This is a genomic window from Synechococcus sp. KORDI-49, from assembly GCF_000737575.1.
In the GTDB taxonomy this organism is placed as follows: domain Bacteria; phylum Cyanobacteriota; class Cyanobacteriia; order PCC-6307; family Cyanobiaceae; genus Parasynechococcus.
Genome location: NZ_CP006270.1, coordinates 1,338,571 through 1,360,036, shown reverse-complemented (window position 1 = coordinate 1,360,036; position 21,466 = coordinate 1,338,571). Strand labels below are relative to the sequence as shown.

Annotated in this window: 10 protein-coding genes; 6 read left to right on the top strand and 4 right to left on the bottom strand. The window is 56.6% G+C overall.

What is annotated here, in order from left to right:
• The first annotated feature begins 34 nt into the window (after positions 1-34).
• Together KR49_RS07005 and KR49_RS07000 are read left to right on the top strand one after the other, a co-directional pair.
• Positions 35-11,155 carry an autotransporter-associated beta strand repeat-containing protein gene (locus tag KR49_RS07005; RefSeq protein ID WP_156957148.1) on the top strand — a complete coding sequence of 3,707 codons (11,121 nt, stop codon included), beginning with the start codon at positions 35-37 and terminating at the stop codon, positions 11,153-11,155.
• A 404-nt stretch (positions 11,156-11,559) separates the two neighbouring features.
• Positions 11,560-14,649, top strand: coding sequence for a glycosyl hydrolase family 18 protein (locus tag KR49_RS07000; RefSeq protein ID WP_052378204.1), 3,090 nt, complete (start codon positions 11,560-11,562; stop codon positions 14,647-14,649).
• Between the two features lie 58 nt (positions 14,650-14,707).
• On the opposite strand, the gene bchM is transcribed toward KR49_RS07000, so the two are convergent.
• On the bottom strand, positions 14,708-15,421 hold the full coding sequence (bchM, locus tag KR49_RS06995; protein ID WP_043693317.1) for a magnesium protoporphyrin IX methyltransferase: 714 nt from the start codon (positions 15,419-15,421) through the stop codon (positions 14,708-14,710).
• 27 nt (positions 15,422-15,448) lie between these two features.
• The gene (locus KR49_RS06990) at positions 15,449-16,597 is read right to left on the bottom strand and encodes an N-acetylglucosamine-6-phosphate deacetylase (RefSeq protein ID WP_043693314.1); all 1,149 of its coding nucleotides are present in this window, start codon (positions 16,595-16,597) and stop codon (positions 15,449-15,451) included.
• A gap of 31 nt (positions 16,598-16,628) precedes the next feature.
• Here KR49_RS06990 and purE point away from each other — a divergent pair, with 31 nt between their 5' ends.
• Both purE and KR49_RS06980 read left to right on the top strand, forming a co-directional pair.
• Positions 16,629-17,192 (top strand): 5-(carboxyamino)imidazole ribonucleotide mutase, encoded by a 564-nt coding sequence (purE, locus tag KR49_RS06985; protein WP_043693311.1) that lies wholly within the window; start codon positions 16,629-16,631, stop codon positions 17,190-17,192.
• Positions 17,193-18,254 (top strand): AI-2E family transporter, encoded by a 1,062-nt coding sequence (locus KR49_RS06980; RefSeq protein ID WP_043693307.1) that lies wholly within the window; start codon positions 17,193-17,195, stop codon positions 18,252-18,254.
• Here KR49_RS06980 and cysC read toward each other — a convergent pair.
• Together cysC and KR49_RS06970 are read right to left on the bottom strand one after the other, a co-directional pair.
• Positions 18,196-18,834: an adenylyl-sulfate kinase gene (gene cysC, locus KR49_RS06975; RefSeq protein WP_043693304.1), complete on the bottom strand. Its 639-nt coding sequence runs from the start codon at positions 18,832-18,834 to the stop codon at positions 18,196-18,198. The two genes, KR49_RS06980 and cysC, sit on opposite strands and share 59 nt — an antisense overlap.
• Before the next feature lie 31 nt (positions 18,835-18,865).
• Complete coding sequence (locus KR49_RS06970) at positions 18,866-19,192, bottom strand: translation initiation factor (RefSeq protein ID WP_043693300.1); 327 nt, start codon at positions 19,190-19,192, stop codon at positions 18,866-18,868.
• Between the two features lie 28 nt (positions 19,193-19,220).
• Here KR49_RS06970 and KR49_RS06965 point away from each other — a divergent pair, with 28 nt between their 5' ends.
• The gene (locus KR49_RS06965) at positions 19,221-20,180 is read left to right on the top strand and encodes a class I SAM-dependent methyltransferase (protein ID WP_043693296.1); all 960 of its coding nucleotides are present in this window, start codon (positions 19,221-19,223) and stop codon (positions 20,178-20,180) included.
• A gap of 22 nt (positions 20,181-20,202) precedes the next feature.
• Positions 20,203-21,459: a tryptophan synthase subunit beta gene (gene trpB, locus KR49_RS06960; RefSeq protein ID WP_043693293.1), complete on the top strand. Its 1,257-nt coding sequence runs from the start codon at positions 20,203-20,205 to the stop codon at positions 21,457-21,459.
• Positions 21,460-21,466 lie beyond the last annotated feature (7 nt).

Sequence of the window (21,466 nt, the reverse complement as noted above, 5' to 3'; positions counted from 1 at the left end):
CCGCCCGTTATCGTTAATATGTATCAATTGAAGATTGAAAACGTTGGATAAGAAAGAAGCCGGTGTACAGCATTTTTCCGGTTTCTTTGTTTATCGCTTCGCTACTGCTGGTCATAACCGTCGCTCAAGCGGCAAGTCTCTAAAACGCATTCAACGGCTTGGTTTTTTGATGTTTTTTGCTGCTTTGTCGCAGCAGTTTCTCCATCAGCCTGTTGTTGCAGGTGAAACGAGTCCGAGTGATAAGTCTCAGATCTGGTTTGGTGAAGTCTCCGAGTTTCGATGGAATCCAAGCACGGGTAATGGTGTAAGCGGTGCGGATCCACTGAAATGGATTCGTCTGAAAAGTCTTGGGTCGAGAGGGATTGATCCAAGCGATACGGCTGATGGACAGCGGATGCGCATGGGTTGGAGCAGGATCCAATTTGAGGCATCCGGTCTTCAGCTTCAGAATGTATCGGGCTTGGACTGGGCTACAGAGCTCTTGAAATCCGGGATTGCGGATCGCAAGTATTCCATCCCGTGGGCTGTCCCAGATAAAAAAGATGGCGATGATATTTACAGAAATTGTTCAAAGCCAAGTCAAGGCAGTCACTGCATCGATGCCCTCTTTCAGCTCAATTCCAGTGGGAACAAATTAAGCAGTGGTCAGCGATGGTTTTTCGCACGAGCTGGTAAAAACGGCAATACAGATAGGGGCGCTGTTCAATCCACCACCACCATTCCTGTGGATTGGTCGCGGTTGGCAACATGGGGCGCTTTTGAGGGCTGGAAACGTGCCAATCCCACCGTTACGGCGAAAACCATTCGACAAAATGGTTCATCCAATTGGTGGAACGGTCGGTTCGAATTTTCGGGGTTTCAAAATCCCTATTGCTTTAAAACATCTGGTGGTGAGGGATCTTCCAAAAATGTGTCGTCCGGTGGCGGCTGTGTCATCAACAGCTCGTCCACTGGCACCAAGCAATTGTCGTTGGCGTCCAATGCCTGGGTGGATGCCCACAAGCTTGGAACGGGTGCCTACAACATCACGCTGAACAGTGGATCAGTGTTTGATCTGCATAGCAAAAATCTCAACTTCAGTGCGTTATCCGGCTCGGGCAGCCTTCGCAATTTTGGCCTTCTCTCCAAAACGGCTTCCGGCACAGCGATCTATTCCGGTGATCTCAAAGGTTCGGGTCGCTTGGTGATCAATGGGGGTGGTACCCAGACCTTGGCTGGAAAGAATTCTTATACAGGCACAACAACCATCGACAAGGGCACACTCAAAGTCACAGGCTCACTGAGTGACTCCACAGCGGTCACTGTTGCCAAGGATGCCACCTACGACGTTGCTTCCACTGACACAATCGGCTCGATTGCTGGTGCTGGCTCTATTCAACTAACAAGCGGCAAAACACTCACAGCTGGCGGCAACAACAACTCAACAACTGTCTCTGGTGTCATTTCAGGTGCTGGTTCGTTCACCAAAGCAGGCACTGGTACAACAATATTCTCTGGTAATAACACCTATGAAGGCGCAACCACTGTGAAGAAGGGAACACTGAAGGCTGGAAGTGCCAATGCGTTGAGCAGTAGGTCTGAAACCACCGTCGAGGGTGGTGCCACTCTTGATCTGGGAGGGAAAACCCAGACCATCAACAAACTCACCGTGAACGGGTGGAAATCCAAGGTTGAAAATGGCACGTTGGTGAACCGCGATTTGACCAATGAGGGTCAAATCTCTCTCACAGGCTTGAGTCAATCCCAGGGATCGATTATCAATCCAGGTGAGATCAACTTGGGCTCGGGAAGCCTGCAGGCCACGCGCGTCACCAACTCAGGCACTCTCGATGTCAAAGGATCGGCAGAAGTCGAGTCCTTGGTCACCAGCGGTAATGCAACCTTTGTCGACTTGACAGTCGACCAGACAGTCTCCAATCACTCCATTGAGAATTCTGCCAATCTCACAATTTCAGGCTCCCTTGAGACAGATGATTCTGTGCTGACGCGTGGTAGTTCCACCACCACCATCACCGGTGTGGCTGGGCAGACATCTGCTCAGGTGAGGGGCCTGCTGGTGGGCCAGGAGAGCAATCAATCCGGCAGGAGCAGTTTCACGCTTCGCAAGGGCAACTTAGATTCCGATTTCATTCGGATTGGCTCGGAAAAGTCTTCGTCACCATCGAGCGTCACCTTGAACAACGGTGATGTGTTCTCTCACAGCATCACCATTCAATCTGGATCGAGCCTGGATGTTGAAGGCACGATTGATCTGTTTGAGCAAGACAATGCCAACGGTGGTTCGCTTGAGCTGCATGGCACGGCCAAGGCTGAGGTTCTGCAAGGAAGCGATGGAGATGATCAGGTCAACCTTGATGCGGGTTCCGATTTAACCCTGAGTGGGTCAACATCCACCAATCTGGGCCAATGCAGAGGTGGTGGCTGTGATGCAGCGATCAATCTGGGGTCTGGAAATGATCTCTTGGTCACCAATCAAGCCAAGGTGTCGATTTCCTCTGGTTCAGTGATTGATGGTGGTGATCTTGGCACCATCATCAACGGAGAATGGGTGGGTGAGATCAATGTCTATGAAAACGAGTCTCCGGATCAATCCCCTGGTTTTGAACGCAGTGCTTTGCGTAACTTTGCTCTGATCAATTACGACGGTGATTGGGAAACACCTCAAGGCCTAAAGGCTTGCAATTTTGATGGTGATGGCAATTTTTTAGTTGCCGAGGATCGTACTTGTTTGTTGTTGGAAGCAGAGTCACCCAGAGGCAATACGCTGTCAATCGACAATGGCGCCACCTTGCGTGCTGGTGTGATCAGCTTTGATGTCGATGGAGATACTCCGTCAGCTCTAGATAATGTCATTCGTCTTGAGAATGGCAATCTTTCCGCTGTTGTGGTTGAGGGGCGTTCGGATGTTGATGATGATTTTTTGCTTGGCTCTGACCAAGGTGAATCGGGTGCTTTGTCTGTTCAATTGCTCTCAGGTTTTGATCGCCTCAAACAGCAAGGTGGCACGTGGACCTACGACATTAAGGGCTACGATTTTGGGGATGACCCTCTGGAACTTCAGGTTCAATCCGGAGATGTGATGATTGATAGCACCGCTGATGCCAGTGGAGCCGCTACTGGTGAAGCTACGTTCTCCTCTATCGCAATTCTTGGTGGCCAGGAAACACAAATCACCAACAAAGGTGAGCTCGCCGTCACTGGAGAAAGAGGTTCGGGGATCACAGGCAATGCAGCGTTGCTGACGACATCTGGTTCAACAACCTGGTTGGGAGGGTCAAGTAACTACACCGGTGACACCGTCGTCGAGGATGGGGCGAGTCTCATCGCTTTGAATGAGTTTGCTTTGAGTGATGATTCTAGTCACACCATTCGTGGTTTTCTTGACTTGGGTGAAGGAGGCGGTCGACAGCTGGTCAAAAAGCTGAATCTCGAAGATGGTGTGATTTCTGAAGGAATCTTGTCCACGAAGGAGGGTGTGGATTCAAGTGTTGGACTGATATTTGCGAGTCTCACTGGCGCCTCGCCCTCGGCCGGGTTAACCACAAGTGGTGGAATGACTACACTCTCTGGAGCCAACACCTATACAGGTGCAACCAGTATTAACGAAGGAACACTCCAAGTTACAGGCACATTGAGTGATTCCACGGCAGTTTCTGTCGCTAAGGGTGCCACTTATGACGTTGATGCAACCGATTCGATCGGTTCTATTGCTGGTGCCGGTTTCATTGAACTGTCAGATGGTGTTGTGCTTAGAGCGGGTGGCGATGATTCATCTACAGAAGTCTCTGGTGTCATTTCAGGTGCTGGTTCGTTCACCAAAGCAGGCACTGGTACAACAATATTCTCTGGTAATAACACCTATGAAGGCGCAACCAACATCAACGGGGGCACACTCGAAGTCACAGGCTCACTGAGTGACTCCACAGCGGTCACTGTTGCCGAGGATGCCACCTACGACGTTGCTTCCACTGACACAATCGGCTCGATTGCTGGTGCTGGCTCTATTCAACTAACAAGCGGCAAAACACTCACAGCTGGCGGCAACAACAACTCAACAACTGTCTCTGGTGTCATTTCAGGTGCTGGTTCGTTCACCAAAGCAGGCACTGGTACAACAATATTCTCTGGTAATAACACCTATGAAGGCGCAACCAACATCAACGGGGGCACACTCGAAGTCACAGGCTCACTGAGTGACTCCACAGCGGTCACTGTTGCCGAGGATGCCACCTACGACGTTGCTTCCACTGACACGATCGGCTCGATTGCTGGTGCTGGCTCTATTCAACTAACAAGCGGCAAAACACTCACAGCTGGCGGCAACAACAACTCAACAACTGTCTCTGGTGTCATTTCAGGTGCTGGTTCGTTCACCAAAGCAGGCACTGGTACAACAATATTCTCTGGTAATAACACCTATGAAGGCGCAACCAACATCAACGGGGGCACACTCGAAGTCACAGGCTCACTGAGTGACTCCACAGCGGTCACTGTTGCCGAGGATGCCACCTACGACGTTGCTTCCACTGACACAATCGGCTCGATTGCTGGTGCCGGTTTCATTGAACTGTCAGATGGTGTTGTGCTTAGAGCGGGTGGCGATGATTCATCTACAGAAGTCTCTGGTGTGATTTCAGGTACTGCTTCTTTCGTTAAAGAAGGATCGGGTACAACAACGTTTTCTGGCAATAATACCTACACAGGCACAACTACGATCAACGCGGGCATACTCCAGGTAGGCAGAGCCAACGCCCTCAGTGCTTTTTCTGACACGACCGTTGAGAGTGGAGGCACCCTTGACCTGGGTAAAGAGAGCCATACCATCCATACCCTTACCACGGATGCAGGTGCAACTGTACAAGAAGGCACTTTGGTGAGCCGTAATTTGACCAATGAGGGACAAATCAATCTCACAGGTTTGAGTCAATCTGAAGGGTCAATTGAGAATTCCGGTGAGATCAACTTGGGTTCTGGAGGATTGCAGGCAACGCGGCTCACCAACTCCGGAAGTCTGAATATTAGTGGCAATGCCATCTTTGAAGATCTCAGCGTCAAGACAGCATCCCGATCCAATCAATCGATTGAGAGCTCTGGTGAACTCACAATCACCGGTTCTCTCGAAACCAGCGCGCCTATGTTGATGCGTGGTAATTCCATCACCACCATCACCGGTGTAGTAGGGCAGACATCTGCTCAGGTGAGGGGCTTGCTGGTAGGCCAGGAGAGCAATCAATCCGGCAGCAGCAGGTTCACCATCGAGAATGGCAGTTTAGATGCCGACTTCATTCGGATTGGCTCGGAAAAGTCCACATCGCCGTCGAGCGTTGCTTTGAACAATGGTGATGTGTTCTCCCACAGCATCGCCATTCAATTGGGTTCCAGCCTGGATGTGGGAGGCACGGTTGATCTGTTTGACCGAGACCATGCCGACGGCGGTTCGCTTGAGCTGCAAGGCACGGCCAAGGCCAAGGTTTTGCAGGGAAGCGATGGAGATGATCAGCTCACCCTTGATGCCGGTGCAGACTTAACCCTGAGCGGTTCAATGACCACCAAACTGGGCGAGTGTAGTGATGATGGTTGTCAAGCGGCGATCAACCTGGGCTTGGGAGATGATTTATTCGTTACGAACCAAGCCACGGTAGAGATTCCCGCTGGTTCAGTGATCGATGGTGGTGATATTGGTTCCTTCAATGGGCGTGAGTGGGTTGGTGAGATGAATGTCTATCAAAACCTAATGCCAGACCAATTGCCTGGCTTTGAGCGAAGCGCTCTGAAGAACTTTGCACTCATTAAATACAACGATGACTGGGAAACTTCTGAGGAGCTCGAAGGTTGTAATTTTGATCGAGATGGTAACTATTCGGTTTCTGCAGATAAAACCTGTTTGTTGTTGGAGAGCGCCGGGCTGCAGAGCAATAATTTGCAAGGCAACACACTATCGATCTCTGAAGGCACGTTTCGTGCTGGTGTGATCAGTTTCAACAGCATTGCACCGGTTGCTGATGGCAATAACGAACTTGCCAATCTCTTGGCTGAAGAGAATATCGTTTCCTTGCAAAATGGCAATCTCGCTGCAGTCGTTCTTGAAGGTTCCCAGAGCCTTGATGATCATCTTGTGCTCGGAACGTCAGTTCTTGATTCCGGATCATTTGCTGTCCAATCTCTCACTCGGTTCAACAGCCTGACTCAACAAGCAGGCACATGGACTTATGACATCAAGGGCTATGGCTTTGAAAATATTCCTCAGGAACTTCAGGTTCAGTCTGGGGATGTGATTATTGACAGTTCTGCTGCCAGGAGTGAAGCCGGTACTGGCGAGGCGACCTTCTCCTCCATCACAATTATGGGGACTAAGGGGGCTAAGGAAACACAAATCACCAACAAAGGTGAGCTCGCCGTCACTGGAGAAAGAGGTTCGGGGATCACAGGCAATGCAGCGTTGCGGACGACATCTGGTTCAACGACCCGGTTGGGAGGATCGAGTAACTACACCGGTGAAACAGTCATTGAGGATGGGGCCAGCCTCATCGCTATGAATCATTCTGCATTGAGTGAAGCATCCAGTCATACCATTCGTGGATTTTTTGAATTAGGCGATGGAGATTGGCATCAGCAGGTCAAAGCTTTGAATCTTGATGGTGGTGTGATTTCTGAAGGTATTTTGTCGACGGAGGGTGGTCTTTTTTCAAGTGGTGGTGAGATTTTTGCCAGCCTGACTGGTTCTGGTGGCTTGGTTGCGGAAGAGGGAATAACGACTCTTTATAGCACCGGTAGTGACTATTTCGGTGCCACGACTGTTGAGGAGGGTGCAACTCTACGGGGGGTATTGAATGAAGGATCCGAACACACGATTGTTGGAACTCTCGATTTAGGTGGTGAGAGGCAACATGTGAATACGTTGATTCTGGAAGGTGGATCAATTGAGACGGGTTCTTTATCGACAGGTGAGGATCTGCAGTCAAGAGGCGGCTCTATTCGAACCAAGCTCACTGGTGATGGTGGATTGGTCGCCAAAGCTGGAACAACGACCCTTCATGGCACCGATAGTGATTATTCCGGCCCTACGAATGTTATGGAGGATGCAGTTCTACGGGCCGGTGCTGAAGGTGCATTGAGTGCGAGTTCGGAGCATACGATTGTTGGAACTCTTGATTTAGGTGGTGAGAGGCAACATGTGAATTCGTTGATTCTGGAAGGTGGATCAATTGAGACGGGTTCTTTGTCGACAGGTAAGGATCTGCAGTCAAGAGGCGGCTCTATTCGAACCAAGCTCACTGGTGATGGTGGATTGGTCGCCAAAGCTGGAACAACGACCCTTCATGGCACCGATAGTGATTATTCCGGCCCTACGAATGTTATGGAGGATGCAGTTCTACGGGCCGGTGCTGAAGGTGCATTGAGTGCGAGTTCGGAGCATACGATTGTTGGAACTCTTGATTTAGGTGGTGAGAGGCAACATGTGAATTCGTTGATTCTGGAAGGTGGATCAATTGAGACGGGTTCTTTGTCGACAGGTAAGGATCTGCAGTCAAGAGGCGGCTCTATTCGAACCAAGCTCACTGGTGATGGTGGATTGGTCGCCAAAGCTGGAACAACGACCCTTTACGGCACCGGTAGTGATTATTCCGGTGCCACGACTGTTGAGGAGGGTGCAACTCTACGGGGGGTATTGAATGAAGTATCCGAACACACGATTGTTGGAACTCTCGATTTGGGTGGTGAAAGACAACACGTGAATAAGTTGATGCTTGAAGGTGGATCAATTGAGACGGGTTCTTTATCGACAGGTGAGGATCTGCAGTCAAGAGGTGGATCAATTAATGTCAAAGTCACTGGTGCAGGAGGCCTAATTGTAGAAGAAGGGGAGACGACAATGAGTGGTTCCTCTAGTGATTACAGCGGCAACACAGTTGTGCAGAAGGAGGCAAGACTTGCCGTCTTGAAAGAAAATGCACTAAGCAATCAATCCATGCATATTGTTCGTGGTGCACTTGAATTGGGTGATAGTTCCCAAAGTGTGAAGAGTCTGAGGCTTGAAGATGGTGTGATTTCTCAGGGTACTTTGGCTACAGAGGATGACGTCTTTGCAAGTGGCGGAGTTATTGATGCCAGCCTTACTGGTAAGGGTGGTCTTGTTATCGCGGAAAAGACAGCCTTAACTCTCAATAAGCCTAATGATTACAGTGGTCGCACAACGATTCAGCAAGGTGCCACTCTGAAGGCTGGAGTTGATGGTGCGTTGAGCTCTCAATCTGATACGACGTCTATTTCTCAAGATGGTGCTCTGGATTTGAATGGGACAAATCAATTTCTCCGACTGATCCGATTGAATGGAGGGTTGATTGAGGGAAATGATGGTGTTCTCAGTGCTGAGAAAATTATTTCAAAAGGTGGTTCTGTTAAGGATTTGGGCAAAGGCCCTGGAGAAGATTCAGTTAACGGTTCGATTGGAGAATTCAGTGTTCAGTCAGGCGTAACTGTATTCGCCGGTCGTAACTTCTTTGAAGGAGCGCTTGATGTGGTGGGAGGCGAAGTAAGAGCCAATAATGATTTTAGTTTTAGTCAAAATATTAAAACCACAGCATCACGCGATGGTGTCTTGAATTTTCTGGGATTTGAGCAGCGCATTGTGGATGTGGAGGTTTTCGAAGCTGGGCGGATGTACGTCGAGCAGGAGAAGCCGTTTGAAGCTGACTACATCAGGCTGCGTGCAGATGTGATTAACTCCGGGAGCCCTGGTGGCATTGTTGTGAACTTGCAAGATAAGGCCAAAAATGCGCCTATTAAGGTGAACGAAAAATTCATCTTTGAGAGCGGTAGCTTGGTTGTTACGGCTCCTTCGGCAGAAGAGCCTGAGGGCGAATGGAAGATTATTGATGGTGTTGTTGATAGCGCTAATCAGCTTGCGCAAAACACTTATTTGGTCATTGCTGGTGTTGGCCGAGCTGGTTTCGGATTTAAAGGGCTCGGCGAAGACAATGCTGTGATGGGTCCTGCTCTTTATAAGGGCTATCTGACCGAAGGCTCACTCAATCTCATGATTGAGCCGAAGACGCAGGAAGAGCTTTTTTGTGGTCTGCATCCTGGAGACCCTGATTGCGATGGCTTGGACCTCAACTATCCAAGTCCTGAGCTTGAATCGAGTTCGCTTCTGCCTATAGTCCCTTGTTCTGATGATGAGTTTTGTCTGATTGGAACTGAGCAGCCGGAAGGATCGTTTTGTCCAGAGGGTCAAAGCTTTGTCGATGGTGAATGCTCGAAGCCCGGTAATGACGAGCCTAATTTGATTGGTAACGAGTTGCCGGATCTGATCGGCAATGAGTTGCCGGATCTCATTGGCATCGACTTGCCGAATGTTGGCGAGTTGCCAGACACTGATGGTGACGGTCTGCCGGATTTGATCGATCCGAAGCCGGATAAGCCCTGTGAGGGAGATGACTGTTTGGTGGGGAATGAGTTGCCGGACACCGATGGTGATGGCCTGCCGGATTTGATCGACCCGAAGCCGGATAAGCCCTGTGAGGGAGATGACTGTTTGGTGGGGAATGAGTTGCCAGACACCGATGGTGACGGCCTGCCGGATTTGATCGACCCGAAGCCGGATAAGCCCTGTGAGGGAGATGACTGTTTGGTGGGGAACGAGTTGCCAGACACTGATGGTGATGGCCTGCCGGATTTGATCGACCCGAAGCCGGATAAGCCCTGTGAGGGAGATGACTGTTTGGTGGGGAATGAGTTGCCAGACACGGATGATGATGGCTTGCCCGATATCCTTGACCCTGATGACGACAACGACGGCATTCCTGATAAGACTGATCCAGACGCGGATGGTGATGGCGAGCTTGATCAACTTCCGGGTTGTGAAGTGGGCGACGATTTGTGCGATGTAATCAGTGATATTCCTGGCGATGAAGATGAAGCTTGGGATGCAGAAGAAGAGGCAGCGACTGAAATCATTGATGCCCTGTTGGATGGTCTGCAGGGTGAACAGATCGATCTGCTGCTTGGTTTTGACTACGGCGAGTTGTCTCGGTTGGTGGCCAGCGGCCTAGCTCCTCGGAATGTGGATGCAGCTGGTCGTGGCCTGGCGCTGCATAACAATTTGTTGGTGGATGCAGTGTTTGATCGTCAACCGCTGCGTCAGTTTGAGGAGTCGCTCGTGAGGGAATCGCTTGTTCAGGAGGAACCCGTCTTTGAGGAAGAAGCAGCGGTGGTGGACCTCGATGGCGTCAGTCTTGTTGATCAGCAAGACGACGAGTTGAATCTGTCTAAGCACGATGGCGTCAGCGCCTGGGTGAGGGGATTCGGTGGCAACAGCCGAGCTGACGACTCATCGAGTTTGTATAACGACTACGACCTGAGCGCCTACGGCACCAGCTTTGGTGTGGATGTGGCGCTGAGTGAGAGCTTCCAGATCGGTGCTTATGCCAATTATGGCGATCTGAATGTTCAGCACCGCAGCGGTGATACCGGTGGCGGCAGCTGGAGCCCCGAGGGATGGGGCGGCGGTATCACTGCCGAGTACTCAACTCGCCATTTCTATGTGCAGGGTCTACTTGGGGCGAGTGAATTCACCGGTGAGCAGTCACGCAACATTGTGCAGATCAACAATGATCTGGGCGGCAACACTGCAAGGGGTGACAAGAGCGTGACCAGTTACCTCGGGGCATTGCGGATTGGTGCACCATTCAAGACCGGTGGAGTGCTTCTGGAGCCGCAAGGCCAGGTTGTGTGGACCCGTAACTACGAACAACGCTTTTCAGAAAGCCACGGTAGTGATAAGAATCTGCGGTTGAAGTACAAGAGTCGCACGACAAACTTTGCAGAGACAGAGTTGGGGATGAAGCTGTCGGTACCGATCCGCATCGGTGAACGTGGCTTGTTGGTGCCGAGTGTGCGTGCTGCCTGGCTTTCGGACTGGAACATGGCGAACGAAGGACAGGAAATTGGTTACAAGTTCAGTAAGAAGATGGCAACATTTGATTCGCAGCTTGGAACAGAGAATGGTGCATTGATGGAGGCTGGATTGGATTACACGATTCAGAGCTTCGACAGCACTTTTGTGAAGCTGTACGGAAGGGGAGGTGTGGAGCTTTGGGACAGCGAGCGTGGCACAGTTTGGCGTGCGAGCGCCGGTGTGATCTTCCAGTTTTGAGTAGCTATTGGGGGCCTCCTTGTTCACTCCTTTTATTGCCAAAGGTCGTGGTTGAGTTTTCTCGATACCGTTTGATCTGATTGCCTATCCAGATGGAGCACATGAGATCTGGATGTGTTGAGCGAAGACTTTGACGGTATGGGGAGCGATGGTTTGCAGGTCAGATTGTTTGTCCCCCAATTGGGGGGTAGAGCAAGGCGTTGGCATCCCTCAGTTCGGGGATGCTGTTTTGCCACTTGTATGTTAGGGGCTGCATATTGGCTTAAATTTGTATCAAGTTCACTGGCGTTTCTCAGCCGTTTTTAAGAGACGGCGTTGCTTGATTTTTTAGCTTTGTAGGCGAGTTGAGCATTGTTGTTTTGGCGCTTCAAGCATCTGTTTCCGGCAACCTCTATTGGGGTGGTATGTCAGGCCAGTTGACCCTTACCAATACTGGCGATACCACTCTCACGGATTGGTCCTACACCTTTCGCACCAGTCAAATCGATGTTCAGGTTTGGTCGTCCAGCTATGACGTTGTTGATTTGGGTGATGGCACTTTTGAGGTGACCATTCGTCCCCCGAGTTGGGGCGCTTCGATTCCTGCAGGTGGCTCCTTGACCCTGAGTTTCAATGCCGTCAGTTCAGATCTTCCCAACAGCGGAACATTGACGGACGAGATGTTCTTTGTTGATTCAGCTGCGGAAAGCCCGGGCCCTGCGCCGGAGTCTGATCCTGAACCCCAGCCTGAGCAAGAGGTACAGCCTGAGGCTGAAACGCCGACAACTGATGCGCCAGCCCGCGTCTTCGAGGTGGATGTTTATTCAGGGGAGGTCACCGACTTCCGCCCTGGCATCGATCGTCTTGATTTTGGCGGTCAGTCGGTTCACAACCTGATTCTCGGCAAAACGGAAGAGGGCTACGTCACCTTCTTGAGCCCCTGGAATGACGCTCAGAAGATGACCCTGGTGGGGGTGACCTACGACCAGCTGGCCCTCGAGGATTACGGTGTCGTCGGCAACGAACACCTCCGCCAAGACCTAGGGGGCGTTGTGTCCTGGGAGTTGGGCGTTGGCGAGAGGGACCCCAACACCACCTACATCCGTTCCCATGAGTACGGCAGGGTCGAGACCATCACCGACTTTGATCCGACCACCGACAAGATCAGCTTTCTCTATTACGGCACCCGTGAGCGTCTCTCTGTGACGCAGGACGGTGCTGACTTGGTCATTGCGACCGAACCCACTGGTCAGACCTTCATCTTCCAGAACACCAGCCTGGATGACATTCCTGGGGCCAGCCTGGAATTTCATTTCGATCAGATCGTCGAAGACAACCTCGAGATTCCCTTTGGACGCTCAGTGGAGTCGTTGACGCTCAAGGACCGCACCGCTCTGCTGACCCCCGCAGCTCCTGAGGGTGAGCTGACGGATGGTTTCCAGACCCAGTCTGGAGATGCGGCGGTGAATGAGCAGCCCCCTCATGACAGCCATTCCATGGGCGACCACGGCTCCACGGACATGGAGCCAGAGATGGAGATGGATGGCGAGATGGGCATGGAGTCCGGCATGGACATGCCCGGCGATTCCGAGCCATCAAGTCCTGAGCCTTCTGTTGAGGTTGACCCCTCTGCTTCCGGCTTGGTGGTGTCCGCCACGATCACCGGTGGTTGGTCGGGGACCTTCGCTGGAACCCTCACGGTGACCAACACCACCGGCACTTCGGTCGGCACCGACTGGACGGTGAGCTTTGTCTCCGATGCGCCGTTGAAGAGCGTCAGCAACTTCGAGTTCACCAACACGCTCCGTGACGATGGTCGCTACGCCATCACCCTGGCGCCCAAGTCCTGGTCAGCCCCCTTGGCCGCGGGTTCGGCTCAGAGCTCCTACTACCAGGGCTCTGGCGACTTTGTTGATCCGAATCAGGTGTTCGATCTTGCTGCCACGAGCGCTGAGGTGGCTCAGCCGGAGGCTCCTCAACAACCGGACGCCAGTGATGCTGTGGAGACACCCGATGGTGAAGCCACTGCCGGTGAAGACAGCACTGTTGTTGAAGACAGCACTGTTGTTAACGACAGCACGGTCACGGAAGACAGCCCCGTGACAGAGGGCGGCACCGTCACCATCGACTACGAACGACCCAACGGCACCACAGACAAGCGGGTGGTGACCTACTTCGAGGAGTGGGGCATTTACAGCCGCGACGTCAATCTGTCGGATGTCGACGGCCAGTCGATGACCCACATGAATTACAGCTTCTTTGATGTGAAGGCGGATGGGTCGATCACCCTGTTCGACGAATTCGCAGCTCTGCAGAAACGCTTCTCCCAGTCCGATCAGGTCAGTCGCACCTTCACCGCCAGCGACTACGCCGCCATGGCACCAGAGCTGCTCGACATCTACGAAAACTCAGGGCGCTACACCGTCACCCAAACCGGTGATGCCATCACGGTGACGTCGGTTCCGGTGGGCTGGAACGGCGTTGGCACCAACGATGCCGGCAACTTCGAGCAGTTGCGTCGCTTCAAGGAACTCAATCCGGAGGTCAACCTCGGCTTTGCCCTGGGTGGTTGGACGCTGTCCGATGAGTTCAGCACCGCCTACGCCACGCAGGAGGGTCGCGACAAATTCGTCAGCGAGACCGTGCGCATTTTCGAGACCTACGACTTCTTCAACGTGGTCGATTTCGACTGGGAATACCCCGGTGGCGGCGGTAAGGCGGGCAATGCGGTTTCCGCCAGTGATGGGGCCAACTTCGAGCTGGTGTTGCGCGACCTGCGTACGGCTCTCGATGATCTCTCAGCCCGGACGGGGCGTGACTTTGAGGTGTCGATTGCCACGGCGGGTGGCCAAGAGAAGCTGGCCAACCTCAATCTCCAAGGCATCGACCCCTACGTCGACTTCTACAACGTGATGACCTACGACTTCCATGGCGGTTGGGAGAACGTCACGGGCCATCAGGCTGCGATGACCGGTGACGCCAACAACTACGACGTCACCGGGGCTGTTGATGTTTTTGAAACGGCGGGCATCGAGCTGAGCAAGGTCGTGATGGGAGCCCCGGCCTACACCCGCGCCTGGGGGAACGTCTCGGATGGTGGAACCTTCGGCTATCAACAACCCGGCTCCGGTCGTGATGCCACCGGTTCGTTCGAGGCTGGCGTTTACGACTACAAGGATGTCCTCAACGATGTGGTGACGGGTCGGCGCAATCTCTACTGGGACGACGACAACAAGGCGGCCTTCCTCTACGACGGTGATGAATGGAGCTCGATGGAAACCACCGCGACCATTGCCGGCAAGGCGGCCTATGTGGAGGAGAAGGGGTTGGGCGGAATGATGTTCTGGGCCCTCAGCAACGATGCGGCAGGCGAGGCGAGCCTGGTGGAGGCTGCCGATGATCTGCTTCGCAAAGGAGCGAGTTACGCCGAGGTGATCGAACGCGCCCCAGATTTCAGCGCCATCATTGGCGGCAATGGCGATTTCAGCCTGTCGGATTTCACCGGTCTGGTTTGATCAGGAACTCCCTCATCTGAGGGAGGATTTTGTTCGGAACAGTGATGCTCCGATGTGATCAGGACTTGCGGAACTCGATCAAGCGCGAGAAGTAGAAGGGGGCCTTGTTCAGGCTGCGGCGCACCAGCTGGAAACCGCAGGCTTCCGCCGCTTTGACGATGCCGTCTTCCTTGAGGGTGTAGGCCCGTGTGGTTTTGCTGGGGCCGGGGAACAGCTGGCCGATGCCCTTCAGCAGCGCCAGCAGCGGCGTGTACGGCGCAAAGCTCACGATCAGGCGCTGTTCGGTGAGGCTGCAGAGGTGCTTCACCATCTCCTCGGCCGGTTGCTGGGGGTAGTGGATGAACACATCCAGGCAGCACACCGTGTGGAACGAGCCGCTCAGGCTTTCCAGGTCGCTGGCGAAGAAATTCAGTTTGCCCATGTCCAGGCCCGCTTCGCGGGCGCGGCGCTCCGCCTCCTGAGCCATGGCTTCGGAGATGTCGCTGGCGCTGATCGAGCCGGCCCCCATCTCGGCCAGCGGCAGGCTGAGGCTGCCGACACCACAGCCGGCATCACAGAAGCTCACATCACTGAGCTCACCGCTGGCCTGGATCCAGGACAGCACTTCATCCACGGTTTTCTGGTGACCGATGCGGATGTTGCGCTGCACCTTGTTCACGTCATCGCTTTCGCTGTAGATGCGGTTCCAGCGATCGAAGCCCGTGGTTTCGAAGTAGCCCTTCACCTCCTGTTTCTCGGCCTGTTTCTGCTCCAGCAGTTGATCGGGGGCCATCGAAGCAGGGTCGTGTTCGGCGGGATCTTAAGCAGCGCAGCCCCAGTGGAGTTTCCCCTCGCGTTGGCTCCAGCGCAGCAGGTTCGTCAGCTGCTGGCCCACCAACGCGTCGTTCAACGTCACAGCGGTGCCGATCACCCGTCGTGGTGCGACCGTCGCTCCCCAGATCGCAGCGCCCGGCTGCCCGCACCAGCCGGCCAGCCGTCTGACGCCCTCCAGCTGGGGCAGGGTCACCCCTGCCAGGGTGCCGTCCTCCAGTCGGCAGGTGCCGTTCGTCACCAGCAGCACCCGCTCATCCCAACGGTGTTCTCCATCGGCAAGGCCATAAGGAGCCAGGGCATCGCTCACCAGCACGATCTGGTCCGGTGCCAGCCGTTGCAGCAGCACCGCCATGGTGGGATCCACATGCACCCCGTCGGCGATCAGTCCCAGGGCGATGCCGCCCCGCCGACAGGCTTCACCCAGGGGCCCCGGGGCCCGGTGATGCAGACCCGGCATCGCATTGAAGGCATGGGTGAGCATGCCCACCCCCTGATCAAACCCCACAGCGGCCTGGTCCGCCTTCGCGGCGCTGTGGCCGAGAGCCACCATGATTCCCAGTTCCCGGAGCCTGGCGATCACGGCGCTCGCACCCGGGAGTTCCGGAGCCAGCGTCATCAGGGCGATCTCCGTTTCGAACCCGCCGATGCGTTCATCGAGCGCCTCAAGGCTGGGAACCGCCAGGTGTTCCGGCGGGTGGGCGCCGCGGCGCTCATTCGCCAGAAAGGGTCCTTCCAGATGGGCTCCCAGCAGGCGGCAACGGCCGGCCTGTTCGTGGCGGCGAGCCTCCTGCAGAACGCTGAGGGCCTGCCGGAGTGGCGCAATGCCGCAGGTGACCAGCGTCGGAGCGATCGCCTCCACGCCATCGGCCCAGAGCTGGTCCAGCAGATCGATCAGACGCGGCAGATCGCTGGGCTTCAGTTCTGGGAAGGCCAGGCCCAGCCCACCGTTGATCTGCAGATCGATGCCGCGGGGACTCAGCCAGTCGCCGTTCCACGACTCACCGGCTGTGAGGTCTCCGGTCGCCATCGGCAGGATCTGCCGGATGATTCCTTCCGAAGTGATCTCCAGCTGGTGGAGCTGATCCAGCTCCCGATCGAGCGGGGCCGGCAGACGCACATCGATGATCCGTCGCATCGGGTCGGGCCTGGCAGGGTCGTGCGGGACGATGGCAGTCTCGCCGGAATGCCCTGTGACAGACGATCTCCCCCGCGTGGCCGTGGTGATGGGCAGCGATTCCGACCTGCCCACCATGGAGCCCGCAGCCGCGATCCTGCGGCAGCTTGGCGTTGAGGTTGAGGTTCGGGTGCTGTCGGCCCACCGCACCCCTCAGGCCATGATCGATTTCGCGGAAGGGGCCCGTGGGCGGGGCATCCGCGTCATCGTTGCCGGCGCCGGTGGTGCCGCCCATCTGCCGGGGATGGTGGCATCGCTCACGACCCTGCCGGTGATCGGAGTTCCGGTGCAGAGCAAAGCTCTCTCCGGCGTGGACTCCCTGCATTCGATCGTGCAGATGCCCGGCGGCATTCCCGTCGCCACGGTCGCCATCGGCGGAGGTCTCAATGGCGGTCTGCTCGCCGCTCAGATCCTTGCGGTTGAAGATGAGCAGCTCGCCATCCGGCTGGCGGATCACCGCCGCGGTCTGCACGATGCAGTGGTTGCCAAAGATGCCCGCCTTCAGGAGCAGGGCAGTGCGGCGTACCTGATGTCCATGAACCAGCCCTCGCCCTGAATGATGTCCTGGCCCGGTTGGTTGCGAGTCGGTCTTGCTCTGCCGCTGTTGGGCCTCAATGCCTTTGTGCTCAAACGGGTGCTGGTGCAGTTCGCCCCGTTTCCAGGTCTGTTTCTCACAGCGGCTCTGATCGCTTTTCTGCTGGATCTTCCCTGCCGCTGGTTGATGGCACGGGGCTTCAGTCGCAGCCTGTCGATCGCGGCGGTGGTGCTGGTCAGTGTCGGACTGCTCGTGTTTGCGGCCGTGGAGCTGGTGCCGCTGCTGATCGAGCAGCTGAGTCAGCTGATCAGTGCTGCGCCGTCCCTGTTGGCGGCGGCCGAACAACTGATCAACAGGGGCCAGGCCTGGGCGGTGGACCGCGGTCTGCCCGCTGATTTCGCGGATCTCAGCAGCGACCTTGTCACCCAGCTGAGTCGGGTGGTCACCCAGCTCAGCCAGCGTCTGCTGGCGATCCTCGGTGCCACGGTCGGCACGACCATCAACACCGTGATCGTTCTGGTGCTGGCTGTGTTTCTGCTGCTGGGGGGGGATTCGATCACCCAGGGGCTCGCCCGCTGGTTGCCGGAGCGCTGGCGTGATCTGGTGATCACGACCCTGGAGCGCACCTTCCGGGGCTACTTCGCCGGGCAGGTGGTCCTTGCCCTGATCCTCAGCGCCGGTCAGCTGGTGGTGTTTTCCGTGCTGAACATCCCCTACGGCGTGCTGTTCGCCGTGCTGATCGGTTTCACGACGCTGATCCCCTATGCCAGTGCGATCACGATCGTGCTGGTCAGCGCCATTCTCGGAATCCAGGATCCGCGCACCGGTCTGGAGCTGCTGGTTGCGGCGATCCTGGTGGGCCAGGTGGTGGATCAGGTGATCCAGCCGCGCTTGATGGGAAGCATCGTGGGGCTCCAGCCCGCCTGGCTGCTGATTTCGCTTCCCCTCGGAGCGCGCATCGGGGCCATCAACGGGCTGGGAGAACTGCTGGGATTGCTGTTGGCGGTTCCCGTCGCCAGTTGCATCAAATCGCTGGCTGATGCGATGCAACAGGAATCACCCCCCGCGACTGCAGGGCGTTGATCACCAGGGCGACGGACTGGGAGAGCTCCTGAGCACCGGTGTCGATGGTCAGTTCCGGATGTTCCGGGGCCTCGTAGGGGCTGGAGATTCCGGTGAACTCCTTGATCACCCCAGCGCGTGCCTTGGCATACAGGCCCTTGGGATCGCGGGATTCACACACGTCGAGGTCCGCTGCGCAGTGGATCTCGAAGAAATCTCCGTCCTCGACCAAGGCGCGGGCCTTGTCACGGTCAGCGCGGAAGGGGGAGACGAAGGCGGTCAGAACGATCACACCGGAGTCGAGAAACAGCTTGGCCACCTCGCCGATGCGGCGGATGTTCTCCTCACGGTCGGCATCGGAGAAGCCGAGGTCTTTGCACAATCCATGGCGCACGTTGTCTCCGTCGAGGACGTACGTGGCCAGCCCCTGTTCGAACAGAGCGGCATTCACCGCGTTGGCCAGGGTGCTCTTGCCCGACCCGGAGAGCCCTGTGAACCAGAGGATGGCGCTGCGGTGCCCCCGCTGTTCAGCCCGGGCTGAACGGTCCACCGACGCCTCGTGCCAGACGATGTTGGAGGCCTTGGGGGTAGCAGCGGTCATCACCACGGGCTCAAGTGGCGGCCATTCTCCCTTAACCCCCCGCCCGTTTCGGCCGGTAGCCCTCGGCCTTTAGCAAGTCCAGTGCCAGGTCCACCTGATCGCCCTGCAGTTCGATTACGCCGTCTCTTGCTGTGCCGCCGCTGCCGATGCGGGTCTTGAGCTTCTTCAGCAGTGCCTTGAGGCCGCTCGCGTCCAGCTCCAGACCGCGGATCATCGTCACCGTCTTGCCCCCCTTGCCGCCGCGGGTCGGCTGCACCCGCACCATCTGATCGGCTTTCGGCCGGGGCTCCGCCGACGGACCACTGGGCCGCTGCAGACTGTCGGCGCTGCTGAATTCCTGCCAGCCGCCCTTCGGCATCCGCCTTTCGCAATCGCTCTCATTGTCGATGACCAATGCCGCCGCCACTCCCCGCTGGGCGGACTCCAGCCGAGGGCTGGGCCGTTTGATCGAGCTGCTGATCGGGATCGGGTTGCTGCGCCGGCCGCTGTTCTTTCAGGCCCGCCAGCTGATCATCCGCACCGCCGAGCGTAGCGGCATTCCCTGGCGAGCCCGTCGCGAGGAGCTGCGTCAGGCCGCTGCACCGCTGCTGGAGTCGAGCACCACCACTGGTCTCACGCCACCGGCCTACTACCGCGCCCGGTTCCACGCTTACGAGCAGGGCAATCTCTGCTGGCAGGCCGCAGCGGAGGCGGAGCAGGCCACCGATGCCATGGCCCTGCGGGTCTGGCCCGATGACGATCTCACGCCAGCTCAGGCCCAGACGCGTCTGCGGGATGCCATCCATGCTGCTGTTCAGCCCTTGCTGCAGGGCCCGATCCGCCGAGTCGTGGATCTGGGCTGTTCTGTGGGGGTCAGCACCCAGGCGCTCGCCATCTGGCTGAATCAGCGGGCTGATGCCGCCGGGTTCGATCGCCCGACTGTGATCGGTCTGGATCTCTCACCCGACATGCTCGCGGTGGCCAGGGTGCGCGACAGCCAGGGACTGGTGGCCGAGTGGTGCCATGGCGCTGCCGAGAGCACCGGATTCGAATCGGGGTCCGTCGATCTGATCAGCCTGCAGTTCGTCTGCCATGAGCTGCCGCAGCAGGCGACCCACGCCGTCCTCGCCGAAGCAGGACGGCTGCTGCGTCCAGGCGGGGTGCTGGTGATGGTGGATCAGGATCCTGCCTCCTCTGTTCTTCAGCGGTTGCCGGCGCCGGTGGCCACGCTGTTGAAGAGCACGGAGCCTTACATCGAGCAATATTTCGCCCTCGATATGCCGGCGGCGTTGCAGCAGGCCGGGTTTCGGGATCAGAGCATCCGTGCCTGCGACCCGCGGCATCGCGTGATTGCCTGCTTACGCTGACCCCACGCTCCACCGTGGATCCGTGACCAGCACCCTGCCCCCCACCAGCACTCCGGATCCATCCAGCCTGCAGCCATCGGTGCGTCCCGGAGCCCACGGTCGATTCGGTCGTTTCGGTGGCCAGTACGTTCCCGAAACACTCATGCCTGCTCTGGCGGAGCTGGAGCAGGCGGCCGCCCAGGCCTGGAATGATCCCGCCTTCACCGCCGAGCTGAACCAGCTGCTGAAGAACTACGTCGGTCGGGCCACACCGCTGTACGAGGCCGAGCGTCTCACCGCCCACTACCGACGCAGTGACGGTGGCCCTCGCATCTGGCTGAAACGTGAGGACCTCAACCACACGGGTGCTCACAAGATCAACAACGCCCTGGGTCAGGCCCTGCTGGCCCTGCGCATGGGCAAGAAGCGGATCATCGCCGAAACAGGCGCCGGTCAGCATGGTGTGGCCACAGCCACCGTCTGCGCCCGCTTCGGCCTGGACTGCATCATCTACATGGGCGCGGAGGACATGCGCCGTCAGGCTCTGAACGTTTTCCGGATGCGTCTTCTGGGGGCCACGGTGCAACCGGTGACCGCTGGCACCGCCACGCTCAAGGACGCCACCAGCGAAGCGATCCGCGACTGGGTCACGAATGTGGAAACCACCCACTACATCCTCGGATCCGTCGCCGGTCCGCACCCCTACCCGATGCTGGTGCGTGATTTTCATGCGGTGATCGGTCAGGAGGCCAAGCAGCAGTGCCAGGAGGCCTTCGGTCGCCTTCCCGATGTGCTTCTGGCCTGCGTCGGTGGTGGCTCCAATGCGATGGGACTCTTCCACCCCTTTGTGCAGGACACCTCCGTTCGGTTGATCGGCGTGGAGGCCGCTGGTGATGGCGTCGACACCGGTCGTCACGCCGCCACCATCACCGAGGGGCGGGCGGGCGTGCTGCATGGCGCCATGAGTCTGCTGCTCCAGGACGGAGACGGACAGGTTCAGGAAGCCCACTCCATCAGTGCTGGACTGGATTACCCCGGTGTCGGCCCCGAGCACAGCTATCTGCGGGAGATCGGTCGGGCTGAGTACGGCGCCGTCACCGATCAGCAGGCGCTCGATGCCCTGCGTCTGGTCAGCGAACTGGAGGGCATCATTCCGGCCCTGGAGACCGCCCATGCCTTCGCCTGGCTGGAGACCCTCTGCCCCACGCTTCCCGAGGGCAGCGAGATCGTGATCAACTGCTCCGGTCGCGGCGACAAGGACGTCAACACCGTGGCGGAGAAGCTGGGGGACCAGCTCTGAGGCCGCG

Coding starts and splice junctions, on each gene's coding strand:
- KR49_RS07000 (WP_052378204.1), top strand. CDS start 11,560: ATGTCAGGCCAGTTGACCCTTACCAATACTGGCGATACCACTCTCACG.
- bchM (WP_043693317.1), bottom strand. CDS start 15,421: ATGGCCCCCGATCAACTGCTGGAGCAGAAACAGGCCGAGAAACAGGAG.
- KR49_RS06990 (WP_043693314.1), bottom strand. CDS start 16,597: ATGCGACGGATCATCGATGTGCGTCTGCCGGCCCCGCTCGATCGGGAG.
- purE (WP_043693311.1), top strand. CDS start 16,629: ATGGCAGTCTCGCCGGAATGCCCTGTGACAGACGATCTCCCCCGCGTG.
- KR49_RS06980 (WP_043693307.1), top strand. CDS start 17,193: ATGATGTCCTGGCCCGGTTGGTTGCGAGTCGGTCTTGCTCTGCCGCTG.
- cysC (WP_043693304.1), bottom strand. CDS start 18,834: ATGACCGCTGCTACCCCCAAGGCCTCCAACATCGTCTGGCACGAGGCG.
- KR49_RS06970 (WP_043693300.1), bottom strand. CDS start 19,192: ATGCCGAAGGGCGGCTGGCAGGAATTCAGCAGCGCCGACAGTCTGCAG.
- KR49_RS06965 (WP_043693296.1), top strand. CDS start 19,221: ATGACCAATGCCGCCGCCACTCCCCGCTGGGCGGACTCCAGCCGAGGG.